At 71.3% G+C, this 22,247-nt stretch carries 3 protein-coding genes and 1 pseudogene; 1 reads left to right on the forward strand and 3 read right to left on the reverse strand.

Annotated elements, in window-relative coordinates; translation table 11 throughout:
- Together ABZ321_RS57375 and ABZ321_RS57380 are read right to left on the reverse strand one after the other, a co-directional pair.
- Positions 1-1,516, reverse strand: a 1,516-nt coding sequence (locus ABZ321_RS57375) for a condensation domain-containing protein (protein ID WP_354905390.1), incomplete at its 3' end; no start/stop codon positions are given.
- Positions 1,516-20,706 carry a non-ribosomal peptide synthase/polyketide synthase gene (locus tag ABZ321_RS57380; protein WP_354905393.1) on the reverse strand — a complete coding sequence of 6,397 codons (19,191 nt, stop codon included), beginning with the start codon at positions 20,704-20,706 and terminating at the stop codon, positions 1,516-1,518. The genes ABZ321_RS57375 and ABZ321_RS57380, both read right to left, overlap by 1 nt.
- Positions 20,707-20,713: 7 nt before the next feature.
- Between ABZ321_RS57380 and ABZ321_RS57385 the strand changes: the two genes are divergently transcribed.
- Positions 20,714-20,884, forward strand: a complete 171-nt coding sequence (locus ABZ321_RS57385; RefSeq protein WP_354905396.1) for a hypothetical protein — start codon at positions 20,714-20,716, stop codon at positions 20,882-20,884.
- Here the strand turns inward: ABZ321_RS57385 and ABZ321_RS57390 are convergent.
- Positions 20,836-22,239 (reverse strand): annotated as a pseudogene (locus ABZ321_RS57390) (amino acid adenylation domain-containing protein); the annotation flags it as partial. The gene ABZ321_RS57385 and the pseudogene ABZ321_RS57390 sit on opposite strands and share 49 nt — an antisense overlap.
- Positions 22,240-22,247 lie beyond the last annotated feature (8 nt).

Here is a 22,247-nt window from a genome sequence, read left to right on the forward strand (position 1 = left end):
GCGCAAGACGATTCGCCCGAGCATCAAGCTCCCGATACGACACCGCCACATCACCATGCACCACCGCCGGCGCATCCGGAGTCCGCGCCACCTGCGCCACGAACAACTCCGGCACGGTGGCGTCCGCCACCACCGACCCAGTGTCGTTCCAACCGACCACCACCTGCTCCAGCTCGGTCGCGTCCATGACGCTGACCGACGACAGCCGCCGGCCCGGATCCGCGACCAGCGCCTCGATCACGCGCACCAACCGAGCGGCCATCACGTCGACAGTCGTCGCGTCGAACAGCGCGGCCGCGCCGGTGACCAGGCCCCGCAGCCCGGCCGGGGCGCCATCGGCGTGGAACGTTTCCGTGAGGCTGACCTCGATGTCGAACTTCGCCGCCGTGCGGTCCGAAGAGATCGCCATCTCGCTGCGCAGGCCGGGCAGGTCCAGCACGGCGCCGGCGTTGTTCTGCACGGTCAGCGTGACCTGGAACAGTGGATGCCGGGCCCGCGAACGGGTCGGGGACAGTTCTTCCACGAGGCGTTCGAACGGAACGTCCTGATGGGCCAGGGCCGCGAGGCTGGTCGTGCGAACCTGGGACAGGACCTCGGCGAAGGTCGGGTCGCCCGACAGGTCCGACCGGATGACGAGGGTGTTGACGAAGAACCCGACGAGGTCGTGCAACGCGTCGTCGGTGCGGCCGGCGACCGCCGACCCGATCGGGATGTCGTCGCCCGCGCCGAGTTTGGACATCAGTACCGCCAGCGCGGCCTGCAGCAGCATGAACGTGGTCACGCCGTGCGCCCGGGCGACCTGGATCAGGCGGGCGTGCGCCGCGGCGGGCAGCTCGACCGGCCGCTGGTGGCCCCGATGGTCGGCGATGGCAGGCCGTGACCGGTCGGTCGGCAGCGCGAGCTCCTCCGGCGCACCGGCGAGGGCCTGCCGCCAGTACGACAGCTGCCGTGCGATCAGGCTTTCCGGGTCGGTTTCGTCGCCGAGTAGTTCCCGCTGCCACAGGGTGTAGTCGGCGTACTGCACCGGCAGTGGTTTCCAGTCCGGCGCCCGGCCCTCGCTGCGCGCGGCGTACGCGGTGGTGATGTCTCTCGCCAGGGCCGCCTTCGACCATCCGTCACTGGCGATGTGGTGCATCACGACCATAAGGACGTGGTCCTCCGGTCCGGCGGAGAACAGCGAGGCGCGGATCGGCACGTCGACAGCCAGATCGAACACGCAGTCAGCGGCGTCGTCGACGGCCGCCTGCAGGTCGCCGGGCGGGACCTCGACGACGGTGAGCGACCACCGCAGTTCCTTGAGCGGGATGATGTTCTGGTACGGCCGTCCGTCGACCGTCGGGAACGTCGTGCGCAGGACGGCGTGTCGGCCCAGGACGTCCCGCAGTGCCACGTTCAGCGCGTCGACGTCGATCCGGCTCGACAACCGCAGGGCGGCGGGGATGTTGTACGTGGCGCTCGGGCCCTCGAGTTGCCCGATGAACCACAGACGCTGCTGCGCATACGACAACGGGATCATCAGGACTCCTCTGAGACGTGCATCGGCCGCAGCGCCGGCCTGGTCGACTTCCGGTTGTCTGCGTGCTCGGCCAGACCGGCGACGGTCGGGGCCTCGAACAGGGTGCGAATGTCGATTTCGGTCTGCAGCAGGGTGCGGATGCGGCTGATCAGTTTGACCGCGAGCAGCGAGTGGCCGCCGAGGTCGAAGAAGTCGTCGTCGACGCCGACGGTGTCCAGTCCGAGCACTTCGGCGAACGCCTGGCAGAGGAGCTCTTCGCGGACGTTGGCCGGGGCCCGCCCGCTGCCGGCCGTGGTCGCGTACTCGGGCGCGGGCAGGGCCTTGCGGTCGAGCTTGCCGTTCGCGGTCAGCGGCAGGGCGTCGAGCGCGACGACGGCCGCGGGGACCATGTGGTCCGGCAACCGGGTGCCGGCGTACCGGCGCAGCGCATCCGGCGGTGTCTCGTCCCCGTCGGTGGCGACGACGTAGGCGACGAGGTGTTTGTCGCCGGCCGGGTCGTCCCGGGCGATCACCGCGGCCTGCACCACCCGCGGATGGGCCAGCAGCACCGTCTCGATCTCGCCGGGTTCGATCCGGAACCCGCGGATCTTCACCTGGTCGTCGACGCGGCCCAGATACACCACGTCGCCACTGGCGGTCCACCGCACGAGGTCCCCGGTCCGGTACAACCGACCACCGGCCGGGTCGAACGGGTCGGCCACGAACCGGGACGCGGTCAGCGCCGACCGGCCGACGTACCCTCGGGCCACCTGCCCACCCGCGACATACAGCTCACCGGCCACCCCGATCGGCACCGGCGACAGTCGTTCGTCGAGCACGTACGCGCGGGTGTTGACCACCGGACGACCGATCGGCACGACCTCGGACCCGTCCAGCGGCGCCGTCAGCACACCGATCGTGGTCTCGGTCGGGCCGTAGTGGTTGAACACCACCCGGCCGTCGGCGGCCGAGAGCAGGTCCCGTACCAGGCCGGCCGGTGCGGCTTCGCCGCCGAGCACCAGGCTCCTGGCCGGCATCACACCCGACAGGCCGGCCGGGCCGGCACCCAGCGCCGCCAGATGCGACGGCACCACCTTCACCGCGTCCACGCGTTCGGCCGCGAAGAACTCACCGAGTGCGATCGGATCCGTCACCGACCCGGGCGGCGCCACCACCAGGGTCGCCCCTGACGCCAGCGCACCGAACACGACGGTGTTGCCGAGGTCGGTCGCCTGGCCCTGCAGCACGGCGAACCGGCCCGGCCCGGCCAGCCCGATCCGGGCCGGCACCGACGCCACATAGTTCGCCAGGCCGCCGTGGGTCACGCCGACGCCCTTCGGCGTCCCGGTCGACCCCGACGTGTAGATCACGTACGCCAGCTGGTCCGGCAGTACGGCACCGTCCGGGGCCGCACCCGGCAGCGACGACACCGACGCGGTCACCCGCGGGTCGTCCAGCGCGATCGACCGCACCCGGCCGGGCGGCAGCTCGTCGAGCAGTTCCTCGGTGCTCACCAGCGCCACCGCGCGCGCGTCGGCCAGCATGAACCCGATGCGCTCGGCGGGCGCGGCCGGGTCCAGCGGCAGGTAGGCCGCGCCCGCCTTCCACACCGCCAGCAGCCCGGCGATCATGTCCTCACCGCGCGGCAGGTACAACCCCACCACCGACTCGGTGCCCACGCCGAGCCCGTGCAGGTACCGCGCCAGCCGGTTCGCCTTCGCGTCGAGCTCCGCGTAGGACACCTCGACGCCGTCGGCGACCAGCGCCACCGCGTCCGGCGTGCGTGACGCCTGCGCCGCGAACATCTCCGGCACTGACCACGTCGGCACATCGGCCGTGGTGTCGTTCCACTCGACCAGCAGCCGGTCGAGCTCGCCGTCGTCCATCACACCGATCGCCGACAGCGGCAGCGCTGGGTCGGCCGCGACCGCCTCCAGCACTCGCACCCACCGCCGGCCGATGGTCGCGACGGTCTCGGCGTCGAAGAGGTCGGCCGACCCGGTCACACCGCCGCGGATGCCGGCCGGAGCCCCGTCCGGTCCGAAGATCTCACGAGCGATCACCGCGATGTCGAACTTCGCCGCCGCATGGCCGGAGGCGATCTCGTCCGCGGCCAGGCCGGGCAGGTCGAGGACCGCGTCGGCCGTGTTCTGCATGGTCAGCAGGGCCTGGAACAGCGGGTGCCGGGCCAGGGAACGGCTGGGGGCGAGCTCCTCGACGAGGCGCTCGAACGGCACGTCCTGGTGCTCGTAGCCGGCCAGGACGGTCTCCCGGACCCGGGCCAGCAGCTCGGTGAAGGTCGGGTCGCCGGACAGATCGGTGCGGGTGACCACGGTGTTGACGAACGACCCGATCAGGTCGTCCAGCGCCTCGTCGTTGCGGCCGGCCACCCCTGAGCCGATCGGGATGTCGTAGCCGGCGCCCAGTTTCGACATCAGGACGGCCAGCGCGGCCTGCAGCAGCATGAACATCGTCACGCCCTGCCCACGCGCGACCCTCGTCAGCCGGAGGTGCAGGTCCGCCGGCACCTCGGTCGCCAGCTGGTGAGCGCGGTGACTGGGGACCGTGGGGCGTGGCCGATCGGCCGGCAGCGCCAGTTCTTCCGGTGCACCGGCCAGTGCCCGACGCCAGTAGCTCACCTGCCGCGACACGAGGCTGTCCGGGTCGTTCTCGTCACCGAGCAGATCCCGCTGCCACAGCGTGTAGTCGGCGTACTGCACCGGCAGCGGTTCCCACACGGGGGCCCGGCCGGCGAGCCGCGCCGCGTACGCCGTCGAGATGTCCACGGCCAGCGGCGCCATCGACCAGCCGTCGCTGGCGATGTGGTGCACGACCACCACGAGCACCCGTTCGTCCGTGCCGGTCCCGATCAGCGACACCCGGATCGGCGCCTCGACCGCGAGGTCGAAGGCGTACCCGGCGGCGACCGCGACCTCGGCGGACAGTGCGGACGGGGTCACCTCGAGGACCCGCAGCCGCCAGTCGAGGTCTTCGACGGCGATGACGTGCTGGAACGGCTGTCCGTCGGCGGCGACCGGCAGCACTGTACGCAGGATCTCGTGCCGGCCGATCACGTCGAGCCAGGCCGCCTCGAGCGCCGCCGCGTCGACGTCGCCGGACAGCCGCAGCGTCATGGGGTCGTTGTATGTGGCGCTCGGGCCTTCGAGCTGCCCGATGAACCACAGCCGCTGTTGGGTGTGCGACAGCGGCAACCGCGGTGGGCGCGCCGACGCGACCAGTGGCGTCCGGGCCGCCCCGGCTCCCGGCAACCGGCGGGCCAGCGCGGCGGGCGTCGGCGCCTCGAACAGGGTCCGCAGCGACAGTTCGACTGCGAAGACGGCGCGGATCCGGCTCACGAGGCGGACCGCCAGGAGCGAGTGCCCGCCCAGGGCGAAGAAGTCGTCGTCGACGCCGACCGAGGCGGTGTTCAACACCTCGGCGAACGCGAGACACAGCAGCTCCTCGCGCGCGTCGGCGGGGGCACGGCCGGTCGTGGCGGTCGCCGCGAAGTCCGGCGCGGGCAGTGCCTTGCGGTCCAGCTTGCCGTTGACGAGCAGCGGCAGCGCGTCCAGCACCGCCACCGCGGCGGGGACCATGTGCTCCGGCAGGTGGTCGGCGGCGTATGCGCGCAGTGCCGCGGGCAGCCCGGCGCCGGCGCCGTCCGCGGGGACGACGTACGCGACGAGCCGTTTGTCGCCGGCGGTGTCCTCCCGTGCGATGACTCGCGCGAGCGCCACCTCCGGGTGGGCGGCGAGCACCGATTCGATCTCGCCCGGCTCGATCCGGAATCCGCGGATCTTCACCTGGTCGTCGGTCCGGCCCAGGTACACCAGTTCGCCGTCGGCGGACCACCGCACCACGTCCCCGGTCCGGTACAGCCGGCCGCCGCCCTCCGCGTCGAAGGGGTCCGCCACGAACCGCTCCGCGGTCAGCTCGGCCCGGCCGACGTACCCGCGCGCGAGCTGCACCCCGGCCAGGTACAGCTCACCGGCGACCCCGGGCGGCACCGGGCACAGCCGCGCGTCCACCACGTACGCCCGCACGTTCGCCATCGGCCGGCCGATCGGCACCACACTGTCGGCGGCCGGGGCGCACTCCGCCGACGTCACGGTGATGGCCGCCTCGGTCGGGCCGTACGTGTTGTGCAGCCGGGCCGCCGGCAGAACCTCGAAGAACCGGTCGCGCAGCGTGGCCGACAGTTCCTCGCCGCCGCTGAGCACCTGCCGCAGCGACACGCACTCCGCCGCGGCCGGCTCCGCCACGAACGCCTCCAGCAACGACGGCACGAACTCCGCGCTCGTCACCCGCTGGTCGCGAATCAACCGGGCCAGGTATTCGGGTTCCCGGTGCCCACCCGGCCGCGCCACCACCACACACCCGCCGGACGCGAGCGGCAGGAAGAGCTCCCACACCGACACGTCGAAGCCGATCGGCGTCTTGTGCAGCACGCGGTCCGCGGCGGTCAGGCCGTACTCGTCCAGCAGCCACCGGATGGTGTTCACCACGCCCGCATGCGACATCACCACACCCTTCGGCAGCCCGGTCGAACCCGACGTGTAGATGACGTAGGCCGCCTGGGCGGGCTGCACCGGCACACCGATGTCGCCGTCGGACCGCGCCGGCAACCCCGGTTCGTCGACCGTCACCACCGGCACGCCGAGCCCGGCCGGCAGTTCCCCGGACGACGCGGCATCGGTCAGCACGCACACCGCGCCCGCGCCACCGACCATGAACGACACCCGCTCCGCCGGCAGGTCAGGGTCCACCGGCAGGTACGCCGCCCCGGCCTTCAGCACCGCCAGCAGCCCGGCCACGAGGTCCGCCGACCGCCGCATCGCCACCGCCACGACCGATTCCGTGTGCACGCCGCGGCCGATCAGCAGCCGGGCCAGGCGGTTCGCGCGTGCGTCGAGTTCCCGGTACGACATCGGCACGCCCTCGAACACGACCGCCGGGGCGTCCGGCGTCTGCGCCACCCGGGCCGCGAAGAGGCCCGGCAGCGTGTCGGCCGGGGCCGCGACGCCCGTGTCGTTCCACCCCGACAGCACGCGACTCAGCTCGGTCTCGTCCAGAACCGACACCGCCGACAGCGGCACCTGCTCGTCGCCGTCGAGCACCGCGACGACGTGGGCGAGCGCCGCGTGCACCATGCCCGCGACCGCGTCCGGGTCGATCGGGGCGACCGCGTCGACCTCCAGCCCGAAGCTGTCGCCGTTGTCGTCGACCGACACCATCAACGGATAGTTCGTGATGTCACGTGAGAACAGCACCCGCATGCCGTCGAAGCCGTTGCTGCCGCCGGGGTCTCCGGCCGGTGCGGTGTTGTGCCGGTAGTTGAACAACGTCGTGAACAACGGCTCGTCCGGCGGCACGGCACTCGCCCGCTGGGCCACCGCGAGGGGTGCGTGCTCGTGCTCCAGCAGCCCGGCCAGCTGGTTGCGGGTCGCCTTGACGGCCGCCGGCACGTCCAGTTCGCCGGTCCGGATCCGGACCGGAAGCGTGTTCATGAACAGGCCTGGCACCCGGTCCGCGCCCGCACCGGCGTTCATGCGGCCGAACAGCACCGTGCCGAACACGACATCGTCCCGGCCCGACACCACCGCGAGGACCCGCGACCACGCCACGTGGACGACCGTCGCCGGGCTCACCCCGAGCCGCCGGCCGACGTCCCGCAACCGCACACCGAGCTCCGCGTCGACGACCGTGTGTGTGGTGACGACACCGGTGCCGTCACGTCGCACATCGCTGATCCCGAACGCCGCCGTCGGCTCGTCCACATCGGACAGCAGGTTGCGGAAGAACTCCTCGTGCTCGCCGCTGGTGTACCCGGCCCGGGCCTGGGCAACGAAGTTGCGGAACGGCAGCGGCTCCGGCAGCGTGCCGGCGCGACCCGACAGCACCGCCTCGATCTCGGTCAGCATCACCTCCAGCGCCGTGTGGTCCTGGACGAGGTGGTGCCGGCGCAACAGCGCCACCCACCGGCCGTCGGGCAACGGGGCGACGTGCAGGTCGAGCAGCGGCGCGCGGCGCAGGTCCATCGACAGGCCCACCACGGACAGCAGGTCGGTCACGACGTCGGTGCCGTCGCCGGTCAGCGCGACCTCGACGACGGACAGCGGCGCCGTGCGCCACACCACCTGTACCGGCTCCCGCAGTCCCGCCCACACCACCGATGTCCGGAACACGTCGTGCCGTTCGACGACCTGGCGGAACGCCGACACGAAGGCGTCGAGCCGCCCGCGGTCGTCGAACTCGACGACGAACGGCGTGACGTAGACGTCCTCGCCGCCGCCCTCGGCGAGCAGGTGGTGGAAGAGGATGCCTTCCTGGAGCGGGGCGAGGGGGTAGATGTCGGCGACGTTCGCCGCCCCGCCGCGCACCGTGCCGATCACGGTGTCGAGCTCGGCCGCGGTGAGGTCGACCAGGGGCAGCAGGTCAGGGGTGATGACCTGGGCGCCGTCGGGGATCAGGTTCGGCGGGACCTCGACGGTCACCGACGCCGCCGCGACGGCCAGCCCGGCCGGTGTCGGCGCCTCGAACAGCACGGACACCGACACCGAGACGCCGCGGACGCGGAGCCACTCGACGAGGCGGACGGCGAGGAGCGAGTGGCCGCCCAGTTCGAAGAAGTCGTCGTCGACGCCGGCCGACTCCAGTCCGAGGACCTCCGCGAAGGCCTGGCAGAGGATCTCCTCGCGGGCGTTGGCGGGGGCGCGCCCGGCCCCGGCGGCCGCGGTGAAGTCCGAGTCGGGCAGAGCGGCGGGGTTCAGCTTGCCGTTGGCGGTCAACGGGAGCGCGTCGAGCATCACGACGGCGGTGGGGACCATGTAGTCCGGCAGCCGGGCCGCCAGGTGCTGGCGTACCGCCGCGGGCGTTGTCTCGTCGGCCTCGACCGGCACGACATAGGCGACCAGGTGTTTGCCGCCGGCCGCGTCGTCCCGGGCGATCACCGCCGCCTGCAGCACCTGCGGGTGGGCCATCAGCGCGGTCTGGATCTCGCCAGGCTCGATCCGGAAGCCGCGGATCTTCACCTGGTCGTCGACCCGGCCCGCGAACACCAGCTGCCCGTCGGCCGTCCACCGGACCAGGTCACCGGTTCGATACAACCGGCCACCGCCGTCGAACGGGTCAGCCACGAACCGTCCCGCGGTCAGTCCCGCCCGGCCCACGTACCCGCGGGCCAGCTGGGCCCCGGCGACGTACAACTCACCGGCCACCCCCACGGGAACCGGCGACAACCGCGCGTCCAGCACGTACACCCGCGTGTTGGCCACCGGGCGACCGACCGGGACGACGCCCGACCCGTCCAGCCGCGCCGTCAGGACACCGATCGTCGTTTCGGTCGGGCCGTAGTGGTTGTACACCGCCCGCTCACCGGCCGCCGCGACGAGGTCGCGTACCCAACCGACCGGGGCGGCCTCACCACCCAGCACCACCGTCCGCGCCGGCAGCACTCCCGCCACACCCGCCGGGCCGGCGCCCAACGCCGACAGATGCGACGGCACCACCTTCACGCCGTCGACCTGCCGCTCGGTGAAGAACTCGCCCAGGCCGACCGGGTCGGTCACCAGTTCTTCCGGCACCACGATCAACGTGCCGCCCGAGGCCAGCGCCCCGAACACGACGGTGTTGCCCAGGTCGGTCACCTGTCCTTGCAGCACCGCGGACCGGCCAGGGCCGGCCAGCCCGACGCGGTCCGGCACCGACGCCACGTAGTTCGCCAGACCGCCGTGGGTCACGCCGACGCCCTTCGGCGTGCCGGTCGACCCCGACGTGTACATCACGTACGCCAGCTGCCCCGGCTGCACCGTCGCGGCCGGCGCCTCCGCCGACTGCCGGGCCACCGCCGCGGCCACCCGCGGGTCGTCCAGCGCCACCGTGCGCACCCGGCCGGCCGGCAGCTCGTCCAGCACGTCCTCGGTGCCGATCAACACCACGGCCCGGGCGTCGGACAGCATGAACGCGATCCGCTCCACCGGCGCGGCCGGGTCGAGCGGCAGGTACGCCGCCCCGGCCTTCCACACCGCCAGCAGCGCGACGATCATGTCCGCGCCGCGCGGCAGGCACAGACCCACCACCGACTCCACACCGACACCCTGGCCCGCCAGGTACCGGGCCAGGCGGTTCGCCTTCGCATCGAGTTCGTCGTACGACAGCTCGGCGCCGTCGGCGACCAGCGCCACCGCGCCCGGCGTGCGTGACACCTGCGCCGCGAACATCTCCGGCACCGAGCCCGCCGGCGCCTCGGCCGCGGTGTCGTTCCATCCGACGAGGGTCCGGCTCAGCTCGGCCTCGTCCAGCACACCCATCACCGACAGTCGCGCCGGTGTGCCGCCGTCGAGTGCCTGCTCCAACGCCGACACGAGGTGACCGGTCGCGGTGTGCAGCATGTCGGCCACGGCTGCCGGGTCGATCGGCTGAACCGCGTCGACCACCAGGCCGAACCGTGATCCGTCGTCGTCCACCGACACGTACAGCGGATAGTTGGTCCGCTGGCGTGAGTAGAGGGTCCGGATGCCTTCCAGCTCCTCGGGTGCCTCTTCGCCGTCCGGTCCGGTGGTGTCCTCGTGCCGGTAGTTGAACAGGGTCGTGAACAGCGGCTGGTCCGCCGGCACCGCACTGGCACGCTGGGCCAGGACCAGCGGCGCGTGCTCGTGCTCCAGCAGCCCGGCCAGCTGGCGGCGCATCGCGGTGACCGCGGCGACGACATCGTCGGACCCGGTCCGTGTGCGCACTGGGAGGGTGTTGATGAACAGGCCCGGCACCCGGTCGGCGCCTTCACCGCCGTTCATGCGGCCGAACAGCAGGGTGCCGAACACGACATCGTCGCGACCCGACACCGCGGCCAGGACCCGCGACCACGCCACGTGCATCACCGTCGCCGTGCTGGCACCCAGCCGGCGGGCGACGTCGCGCAGCCGCAGACCCAGGCCGGCGTCGACCTCGAGCAGGGCCCGCACCACGTCGGTGCCGTCGCCGCGTACGTCACGGATGCCGAACGCCGCCGTCGGCTCGTCGACGCCGTCCAGGAGGTCGCGGAAGAACTCCTCGTGGTCGCCGTCGCGCAGGCGGGCGCGGGCCTGCGCCACGAAGTTGCGGAACGGCAGCGGCGTCGTGAGCTCGTCGGCGCGGCCGTGGAGGACGGCGCGGATCTCGGAGATCACCACGCCCATGGCGGTGTGGTCCTGGACGAGGTGGTGCATCCGCAGCAGTCCGAGGCAGCGTCCGTCGGGCAGCGCCGCGACGTGCAGGTCCATCAAAGGCGCCCGGTTGAGGTCCATCGACAGCCCGACCACCGACAGCAGGTCGGCCATCGGGTCCTCGGTGCCGGCCGGCAGCTCGACCTCGGTCACCGGCAGCGTCGCCGAACGCCACACCACCTGCACCGGCTCCGGCAGTCCGGCCCACATCACGCCCGTCCGGAAGATGTCGTGCCGGTCGATCACTCGTTGCAGCGCGGCGACGAAGCCGTCGAACCGGTCCCGGTGGTCGAACTCGATCACCAACGGTGCGGCGTAGACGTCGTCGCCGCCGTCCGCGAGCAGGTGGTGGAACAGCATCCCTTCCTGGAGCGGGGCGAGGGGGTAGATGTCGGCGATGTTGGCCGCACCCCCGGGCACCTTGGCCGCCACGGTCCGGATGTCGGCCTCGGACAGCTCCACGAGCGGCAGCATGGCCGGCGTGATGTCGAGCGCGTCCGCGGGGATCAGGTTGGGCGGGACGGCCGCCGCCGTGGAGCCCGCCACGGTGGCGAGCTCGGCGGGCGTCGGGGCGTCGAACAGTGCCCGCACCGACACGGACATGCCGCGTACCCGCAGCCACTCGGCCAGGCGCACGGCCACCAGCGAGTGACCGCCGAGCGCGAAGAAGTCGTCGTCGACGCCGACCCGGTCGAGGCCGAGCACCTCGGCGAACGCCTGGCAGAACAGTTCTTCGCGGGTGTTGGCGGGCGCGCGCCCGGCCGTCCGGCCCGCGCCGAGTTCCGGCGCGGGGAGGGCCTTGCGGTCCAGCTTGCCGTTGGCGGTCAGCGGCAGCGCGTCCAGGACCACGACAGCCGCGGGGACCAGGTACTCGGGGAGGCGCTCGGCGGCGAACGCGCGCAGCTGGTCCGGCCGGCCGTCCCCTACGACGTAGGCGACCAGGCGGCGGTCGCCGGGAACGTCCTCGCGCGCGACCACCGCGGCCTGGCCGACCCGCGGATGAGCCGCCAGGACGGCCTCGACCTCGCCCGGTTCGATGCGGTACCCGCGGATCTTCACCTGCTCATCCGCCCGGCCCAGGTACACCAGGTCTCCGCCGGGGTCGCGGCGCACCACGTCCCCGGTCCGGTACAACCGGCCGCCGGTCGGGTCGAACGGGTCGGCCACGAACCGCTCACCGGTCAGACCCGCCCGGCCCACATAGCCCCGCGCGACCTGCACCCCGGCGATGTACAACTCACCCGGCACCCCGACCGGCACCGGCGACAGCCGCTCATCCAACACGTACAAACGAGTGTTCGCGACCGGCCGCCCGATCGGCACCAGATCATCGACGACCTGCCCGGCCACCACCCGATACACGCAACACCCGACCACCGTCTCCGTCGGACCGTACTCGTTCACCACCACCGAACCAGGGGCCCGGTCCAGCCACCGCCGCACCGCACCACCCGGCAGCGCCTCACCGCCCACCACGAGCACACTCGCGGCGTCTCTTGCCGCGTCGTCCGTGAGGTACTCCGCCAGCAACGGCAGATGCGCCGGCACCACCTTCAACACATCAAAACCGTCCGAGCCGTTCACCACACCGGCCAGACCATCGGCACCGCCGTCGACGCTGACCACCACCCGCGACCCCGACGCCAGCGGCACCACGACACTCGTCACCGTCAAGTCGAACGCCAACGACGAGTGCAACACCGCACCCCGACCCGACGGCCCGTACGCACCCACCGCCCACACCACATAGTTCGCCAACCCGCCGTGCGTCACCGCGACACCCTTCGGCATCCCGGTCGACCCAGACGTGTACATCACGTACGCCGCCTGCAACGGCAACACCCGCACACCCAACGGCTCAGCGGACTGCCGCCCGATCGAAGCGGCGACCCGCGGATCATCCAACGCCACCGACCGGACCCGACCCACCGGCAGCTCGTCCAGCACATCCTCGAACCCGAGCACCACCACCGCCCGAGCGTCCGACAGCATGAAACCGACCCGCTCCGGCGGAGACTGCACATCCACCGGCAGATACGCCGCACCCACCTTCCACACCGCCAACAACGACACGACCATGTCCAGACCCCGCGGCAGGCACAAACCCACCACCGACTCCGCACCGACACCCTGACCCACCAGATACCTGGCCAACCGGCTCGACTGCGCGTCCAACTCGGCATACGACACCGACTCGCCGTCACACACCACCGCCGGCGCGCCCGGTGTCCGCGCCACCTGCGCCGCGAACAACTCCGGCACCGACACGCCAGCGACGTCGGTTGCCGTGTCGTTCCAGCCGGACACCAACCGGTCCAGCTCCGCCCCGTCCAGCACCGGAACCGCCGGCAGCGGCGTCGGCGCCCCACCGTCCAGACTCCGCTCCAGGGCCGACACCACACCGTCCGCCGCGGTGAACACCATCCGGGTCAGTGCGTCCGGATCGATGGGGACGACCGCGTCGACGACCAGCCCGAACCCGACGCCGTCGTCGTTCACCGACACCGTCAGGGGATAGTTGTTGCGGTCCCGGACGTACACGGGTCGTACGCCGTCGCTCACGCGTTCGTCGGCGCCGTACGTGTCGGTGGTGCTGTGCCGGTAGTTGAACAGCGTGGTGAACAGCGGCGAGTTGCCGGGCACCTCGCTCGCCCGTTGAGCGGCGGCCAGCGGCGCGTGTTCGTGCTCCAGCAGCCCGGCAAGCTGTCCGCGCATCGTGGTGACGGCTGCCAGCACGTCGGCACCGCCGGTACGGACCCGCACGGGCAGCGTGTTGATGAACAGACCCGGCACCCGGTCCGCGCCGACACCGGCGTTCATCCGGCCGAACAGCACCGTCCCGAACACGACGTCGTCGCGGGCGGACACCGCGGCGAGGACGCGTGCCCACACCACATGCATCACCGTCGCCGGGCTGGCCCCGAGCCGCCGGGACATCTCACGCAGCCGCACACCCAGGCCGGCGTCCATCTCGGCCCGGACGGTCATGACAGCCGAACCGTCGCCGTGCACATCCGTCACACCGAACGCCGTGGTCGGCTCGTCCACACCGGCCAGCAGCGAGCGGAAGTACCCCTCATGGTCCAGCGTGGTCAGGCCGGCGCGGGCCTGGACCACGAAGTTGCGGAACGGCAACGGCTCCGGCAGCGTGTCGGCACGACCCGACACGGTGGCCTCGATCTCGCCCAGGACCACCTCGAGCGCGGTGTGGTCCTGCACCAGATGGTGCAGCCGGATCACGCCGAGCCACCGACCGTCGGGGAGCTCCGCCATGGAAACGTCCACCAGTGGGGCCCGGCCCAGATCCATGGACGACCCGACTCGCGTCACGAACTCGGCGGCCGCGTCGGCACCGACGACGTCGAGGCTCATCTCGGCGACGGGCAGCGTCGCCTTCCGCCACACCACCTGCACCGGCTCACGCAGCCCGGACCACACGACCGAGGTCCGGAACACGTCGTGCCGGTCGACGACACGTTGCAGTGCCCCGACGAACCCGTCGAGGCGGCCCCGGTCGGCGAACTCGAGCACGAACGACGTGACGTAAGCGTCCTCACCGCCGTCGGCCAGCAGGTGGTGGAACAGCATGCCTTCCTGCAGCGGCGCGAGGGGGTAGATGTCCGCGACGTTGGCGGCGCCGCCCTCGACCGTGCCGACGACGGCGCGGACCTCGGTCTCGGTCAGCTCGACCAGCGGCAGCATCGACGGCGTGACGGTCTGTGCGCCGTCAGGGATCAGGTTCGGCGGCACGTCGACCGCCGCCGCACCGGCCTCGGTCGCCAGCCCGGCCGGCGTCGGCGACAGGAACAGCGCGCGAACCGACACGAACACACCCCGGACCCGGAGCCACTCGACGAGCGTCACTGCCAGCAGCGAGTGCCCGCCCAGCGTGAAGAAGTCGTCCTCGACGCCGACCGACTCGAGCCCCAGCACCTCGGCGAAGCCCTGGCACAGCACTTCCTCACGAGCGTTGGCGGGGCCCCGGCCCGACTTCGCCCCGGACGCGAAGTCCGGCGCGGGGAGCGCGACACGGTCGAGCTTCCCGTTCGGTGTCAGTGGCAGCCGCTCCAGCAGGACGACCGCCGCAGGCACCATGTACTCCGGCAGCTGTGCGCCCGCGAGCTCACGAAGCTGGTACGGCAGACCGTCAGTGGCATCGGGCGCCGGGATCACGTAGGCGACGAGGCGCTTGTCCCCGGCGGTGTCCTCCCGGGCGATCACGGCGGCCTGCGCGACGTGTGGATGCCCGGTGAGCACGGCCGTGATCTCGCCGGGCTCGATCCGGAACCCGCGGATCTTCACCTGCTCGTCCGCACGGCCGGCGAAGACCACATCGCCGTCGGCGGTCCAGCGCACCACGTCACCGGTCCGGTACAGGCGGCCGCCGTCACCGAACGGGTCGGCGACGAACCGTTCGGCGGTCAGCGCGAACCGGCCCAGGTAGCCGCGGGCCAGCTGGACCCCGGACAGATACAACTCGCCGGCCACCCCCGCCGGAACCGGCGCGAGCCGGTCATCCAGCACGTACATCCGGCTGTTGCCGGTCGGCCGTCCGAACGGCACCGCACCACCGGCGGGGAACCGATCCAGGTCGACCACGCCGGCGGCGACCATGACGGCGGCCTCGGTCGGGCCGTACGTGTTCACCAACACCCGATCCGCGGACCACACCCCCGCCTGCCGGGCCGAGATGGCCTCCGAACCCACCACGACACGGCGCACGGAGCTCAGGTCCTGCGGTGTGAGGACCTCCAGGAGGCTCGGCACCACGCTGGTGATATCCACGCCGGTCGCGGCCACCAGCTCCCGCAGCAGGGCCGCGTCGGCGCGCTGCGCCGACGACGCCACCACGAGGCGGGCACCGGCGGTCAGCGCCACCGCGACGTCCAACACCGACGCGTCGAAGCTGAACGACGCGAACTGCAGCACGCCCAGCCCGGGACCGGCCCCGAAGATCGGGGCGAACACGTGCGCCGCGTTCGCCAGCGCCCCGTGGGACACACCCACACCTTTCGGGGTTCCGGTCGAACCCGACGTGTAGATCACATACGCCAACTGCCCCGGCAGGGGTCGGGCCGGCGGTTCCTCGCCGGCCTCCGCCAGTGCCAGGTCCTCCAGCAGCACCACGTCGGCGCCGGCCCCGACCAGCACCCAGGCCACGGACGCCACCGACAGCACGCACACGGGTGCCGCGTCCGCCACCATGAAGCTCACCCGATCGGCGGGGTACTCCGGATCAATCGGCACATAGGCGCCGCCCGCCTTCCACACCGCCAGCAACGCCACGACCACGTCGACACCGCGCGGCAGGCACAGACCAACCACCGACTCGGGGCCGACCCCTCGCTCCGTCAAGTACCGGGCCAGCCGGTTCGCTCGCGCGTCCAGCTCACCGTAGGTGACCGGCACGCCCTCGAACACGACCGCCACAGCGTCGGGATCCGCCGTCACGCGCGCGGCGAACAGTTCCGGCACCGTCCCGTCCGCGACCTCCACCGCGGTGTCGTTCCAGCCGTGCAGCAGCTGCTCCCGCTCGACGGCGTCGAGGACGTCCACAGTGGAGACCGGGGACTCCGGATCCGCCAGGACAGCCTCCAGGACACGCACCCAACGCCCGGCGATGACCGCGACGGTGCCGGCGTCGAACAGATCCGCGGCGCCGGTGACGACGCCGGCCAACCCGAGCGCGGCGCCATCGGCGTCGAAGGTCTCCGACACCGTGAAGTCCAGGTCGAACTTCGCCGTCGGGGCCACGGCCGCCAGGCCCGGCGCGCCGACCCTGACACCCGCCAGGTCAAGGGCCGTCTCTGCGTTGTTCTGCAGGGTCAGCATGATCTGGAACAGGGGGTGCCGGGCCATGGAACGCGCCGGCGCCAGTTCCTCGACGAGGCGTTCGAACGGCACGTCTTGGTGCTCGAGACCGGCCAGTGTCGTCTCGCGAACCCGACCCAGGAGGTCGGCGAACGTCGGGTCACCGGACAGGTCGGTGCGCATGACGAGGGTGTTGACGAGGAAGCCGACCAGGTCGTCCAGGGCCTCGTCGCCGCGGCCCGCCACCGGTGTGCCGATGGGGATGTCGGTGCCGGCGCCGAGCTTCGACAGCAGTACCCCGACGGTGGCCTGCAGCAGCATGAACACCGTCACGCCCTGGGCCTTCGCCACCTCCAGCAGCCGGGCGTGCAGGTGTGCCGGCACCGTCACAGGCACTGTGTGGCCGTGGTGGCCGGTGACGGCCGGGCGGCGGTGGTCGGTGGGAAGGGTCAGCTCTTCCGGTGCGCCGTGCAGGGCCTGACGCCAGTAGGCGACCTGGCGGGAGATCAGGCTGTCCGGGTCGGTCTCGTCGCCCAGCAGGTCCCGCTGCCACAAGGCATAGTCCGCGTACTGCACCGGCAGCGGCGCCCACAGTGGTGCCCGGCCCTCAGCCCTGGCCGCGTACGCGACCGCCAGGTCCGTGGCGAGAGGACGCATCGACCAGCCGTCACCGGCGATGTGATGCACCACGACCACCAGCACCCGCTCACCGGAGCCGCCCTCGAACAACCACGCCCGGATCGGCACCTCCACCGCCAGGTCGAACGTGTACCCGACCGCTGCCTCCACCGCGCCGGGCAGGTCCACAGTCGGCACGGCACTCGTGTGCAACTGCCAGTCCAGGTCACCGACCGCAACGATCCGCTGGAACGGCGCACCACCAGCCGTCGGGAACACGGTCCGCAGCACCTCATGCCGGCCGATCACATCCAGCAACGCCGCCTGCAACACCACAGCGTCAACATCGCCGGGCAACCCCAGCACGGTCGGCAGGTTGTACGTCGCCGACGGCCCCTCCAACTGACCGATGAACCACAACCGCTGCTGCGCATACGACAACGGCAACCGCTCCGGCCGCACCCACGGCGCCAACGCCTGACGCGCCTGCCCCGCACCAGGCAGCCGACCAGCCAACCGCGCCGGCGTCGGCGCATCGAACAACGCCCGCAGCGGCACCTCCACACCGACAACAACCCGCACCCGACTGACCAACCGCACCGCCAACAGCGAATGACCACCCAAAGCGAAGAAGTCGTCGTCAACGCCGACCGTGTCGAGCCCGAGGACCTCAGCGAACGCCTGACACAACAGCTCCTCCCACACGTTGGCCGGCCCCCGCCCGGCCCCGGCGACCGCGGCAAAGTCCGGGGCAGGCAGCGCCTTGCGGTCGAGCTTGCCGTTGGCGGTCAGGGGCAGCGCGTCGAGAGCCACGACCGCCGACGGGACCATGTACTCGGGCAGGCGGTCGCTGGTGTAGTCGCGCACTGCCGTGCTGTCCGCGTCGCCGACGATGTACGCCACCAGGCGCTTGTCGCCGGTGGTGTCCTCCCGGGCGATCACCGCGACCTGGGCGACCTGCGGGTGGCTGGCGATGACGGATTCGATCTCGCCCGGTTCGATGCGGAACCCGCGGATCTTCACCTGGTCGTCGGCGCGGCCGAGATAGGTCAAGCTTCCGTTGGCATCCCACTGAACCACGTCGCCGGTGCGGTACAACCGGCCGCCGTCGCCGAACGGGTCGGCCACGAACCGGTCGGCCGTCAGCCCCGCCCGGCTCACATAGCCGCGGGCCAGCTGCACACCCGCGAGATACAGTTCCCCAGCCACCCCGACCGGCACCGGCGCCAGCCGGTCATCCAGGACGTAGACGCGCGTGTTGAACACCGGCCGACCGATCGGCACCGGACCCTCTTCCCGCACCTCACATTCGGTCACGTCCACCGAAGCCTCGGTCGGGCCGTACAGATTGAACAGCCCGACACCCGGAAGCGTCTCGAAGAACCGCTCCCGCACCGCCTGGCCCAGGGCCTCACCCGAGCACACCACCCGCCGCAGACCACCACAGCTGGCCGCTCCCGGCGTCGCCAGGAACGCCTCCAACATCGACGGCACGAAGTGGACCGTGTCCACCCGCTCAGCACGGATCAGCTCCGCGACATAGCCGGGGTCGCGGTGACCACCGGGACGGGCGATCACCATCGTGGCGCCCTGGATCAGCGGCCAGAACAACTCCCACACCGACACGTCGAACCCGAACGGCGTCTTCTGCAACACCCGGTCACCCTCTTGGATGCCGAACCGGGACTGCATCCACACCAGGCGGTTCACGATGCCCTCGTGCGACACCGCGACACCCTTCGGCGCACCCGTCGAACCCGACGTGTAGATGACATACGCCGCCTGACCCGGCAACACCACAACCTCGGGAGCCGTATCCGAACCGGCCGGGATCTCCTCCGAGATCACACACACCGCACCCGCATCCGCGACCATGAACGCGACCCGCTCCGCCGGCAGCTCCGGATCGATCGGCAGATACGCACCACCCGCCTTGAGTACCGCCAGCAACGCCACCACCAAGTCGAAGCCACGCGGCAGGGACACCCCCACCACCGAGTCCGCGACCACACCACGGTCGATCAGGAAGCGCGCCACGCGGTTCGCGCGGCCGTCCAGCTCCGCGTAGGACAGCGACTCGCCTTCGAACACCAACGCCGTGGCGTCCGGCGTGCGCGCCACCTGCGCCGCGAACAACCCCGGCAGCGTCGCCGCCGGCACGTCGACCGCGGTGTCGTTCCACTCGACCAGGACACGGTCGAGCTCGCCGGGGTTGAGAACGCCGATGTCCGACAAGCGTGTGCGCGCGCCGCCGTCCAACGCACGCTCGAGTGCCGACACGAGGTGGTCGGCTGCGGTACGCACCATGTCCACGACCGCGGACGGATCGATCGGCCCGACCGCGTCGACGATCAGCCCGAACCGGGAGCCGTCGTCGTCCACCGCCACCGTCAGCGGGTAGTTCGTCCGCTCACGTACCAGCAACGGTCGGATCACGACCCCGGCGCCGTTCGGTTCCGCGGCGTCCTCGGGCCGGTCGGCGACGTTGTGCCGGTAGTTCAGCAGCGCCGTGAACAAGGCGGCGTCGGCGGGAACGTCGCTGGCCCGCTGCGCCGCCGCCAGCGATGCGTGTTCGTGTTCGAGCAGCTCGGCCAGCTGTCCGCGCATCTCGGTCACCGCGGTCACGACATCGAGCTCGTCCGTCCGCAGCCGCACCGGCAGCGTGTTGATGAACAGGCCAGGCACCCGGTCCGCGCCGGCACCGGCGTTCATCCGGCCGAACAGCACCGTCCCGAACACCACGTCGTCACGGGCCGCCACCGCCGCCAGGACCCGCGACCACGCCACGTGCATCACCGTCGCCGGGCTGATCCCCAACCGGCGGGACACCTCCCGCAACCGCACACCCACACCGGCTTCGACCTCGCCGGACGCGACAGTGACCGCCGAACCGTCGCCGCGCACATCCGTCACGCCGAACGCGGTCGTCGGCTCGTCCACGCCGGCCAGCAGTTCCCGGAAGTACGCTTCGTGGGCCCCGCCGACCTGGCTCGCCCGCGCCTCGGCCACGAAGGCGCGGAACGGCAGCGGCGCGACGAGTTCGCCGGTCCGGCCGGCCATGATCGTCTGGATCTCGTCATAGACGACCGCGATCGCCGTGTGGTCCTGCACCAGGTGATGGATGCGCACCATCGCCATCCATCGCCCGCCGCCGAGCGGGGCCGTGTGGACGTCGACCAGCGGGGCCCGGCCCAGGTCCATCGACAGTCCCACGAGGGACACCAGGTCGTGGGCGTCGACGCCGGCGATCACCTCGGTGACGGGCAACGTCGCGTTGCGCCACACCACCTGGACCGGTTCCCGCAGGCCCGACCACACCACCGACGACCGGAACACGTCGTGCCGGTCGACGACCTGTTGCAATGCGGCGAGGAAGTCGTTCAGAACCTCGCGGTCGGGCAGCTCGAGCACACGCGCCACCGCGTACACGTCGTCGCCGCCGTCGGCGAGGAGGTGGTGATACAGCAGCCCTTCCTGCAACGGCGCCAAGGGATAGATGTCCGCGACATTGGCCGCACCACCATCGACCGAGCCGACCACGATCTCGATCTCCGCCTCGGTCAACTCGACCAACGACAGCATCCCCGGCGTGATCACCCGCGCGTCAGCCGGAATCAGATTCGGCGCCACCGCAACAATCGCAGCCTCCGCCAACGCAGCCAAACCCGCCGGCGTCGGCGCATCGAACAACCCACGCACCGACACCGACACACCACGCACCCGCAGCCACTCGACAAGCCGCACCGCCAACAGCGAATGACCACCCAACCCGAAAAAGTTGTCATCGACCCCAACACGCTCAACGTTCAACACCTCGGCAAACCCCAGACACAACACCTCCTCACGCGCATTGCTCGGCCCCCGCCCCACACCCACCGACCCGAAGCCCGGAGCAGGCAACGCCCTGCGATCCAGCTTCCCGTTCACCGTCAACGGCAACACGTCAAGGGCCACGAACGCCGCAGGAACCATGTAGTCGGGCAACCGTTCGGCGGCGTGGGCTTTCAGCGTCGCACCATCAACCGCACCGACCACGTACGCCACCAGACGCCTGTCGCCCGGGACGTCTTCACGAGCGACCACTGCCACCTGCGCGACCCCAGAGCAGGCCGCCAGCACCGCCTCGATCTCCCCCAGCTCGATCCGGAACCCGCGGATCTTCACCTGCTCATCCGCCCGGCCGACATACACCAGGTCACCGTCAGCGGTCCAACGCACCACATCACCAGTGCGATACAACCGGCCACCGCCACCGCCGTCGAACGGGTCAGCCACGAACCGACCCGCCGTCAACCCACGCCGGTTCAGGTAACCCCGAGCCACCTGACCACCCGCGACATACAACTCACCCACCACACCCGACGGCACCGGCCGCAACCGACCATCCAACACATACGTCCGCAACCCAGCCAGGCCACGACCGATCGCACTGTCCCCCGACTCACCCACCACCAGGGAACGATGCGTGACATGAACGGTCGTCTCCGTGATGCCGTACATGTTCACCAACCGCGGCCCGTCCGGCCGACCCTCCCACCACGGACCCAACCGACCCAGATCCAACGCCTCACCACCGAACACCACCGTGCGCAGCGAACCACCCGACCGGTCCACACCCGCAGCCATCAGCTGATAGAACGCCGACGGCGTCTGCGACAACACCGTCACCCGCTCCCGCTCCAGAAGATCCCAGAACTCCTCCGGAGACCGCGACACCTCAAACGGCACCACAACCACCCGACCGCCGTGCAGCAACGCCCCCCACAACTCCCACACCGAGAAATCAAACGCGAACGAATGGAACCACGACCACACATCCTCGGCGCCGAACGCGAACAGACCCTGCGTCGCGGCGAACAGCGACACCACGTTCCGATGGGTGACCACCACACCCTTCGGGGTCCCCGTCGACCCCGACGTGAACATCACATACGCCGCACAATCCACACCAACACGAACACCGAACGGGGCATCAGACATCGACTCCGCCGCCACATCATCCACCACACACACCACGGCCGCGTCCGCCACCATCAACGACACCCGCTCAACCGGCAACCCCGGATCGATCGGCAGAAACGCACCACCCGCCTTCCACACCGCCAACAACGCCACAACCAGAT

Source organism: Dactylosporangium sp. NPDC006015 (assembly GCF_040614215.1).
Lineage (GTDB): Bacteria > Actinomycetota > Actinomycetes > Mycobacteriales > Micromonosporaceae > Dactylosporangium > Dactylosporangium maewongense.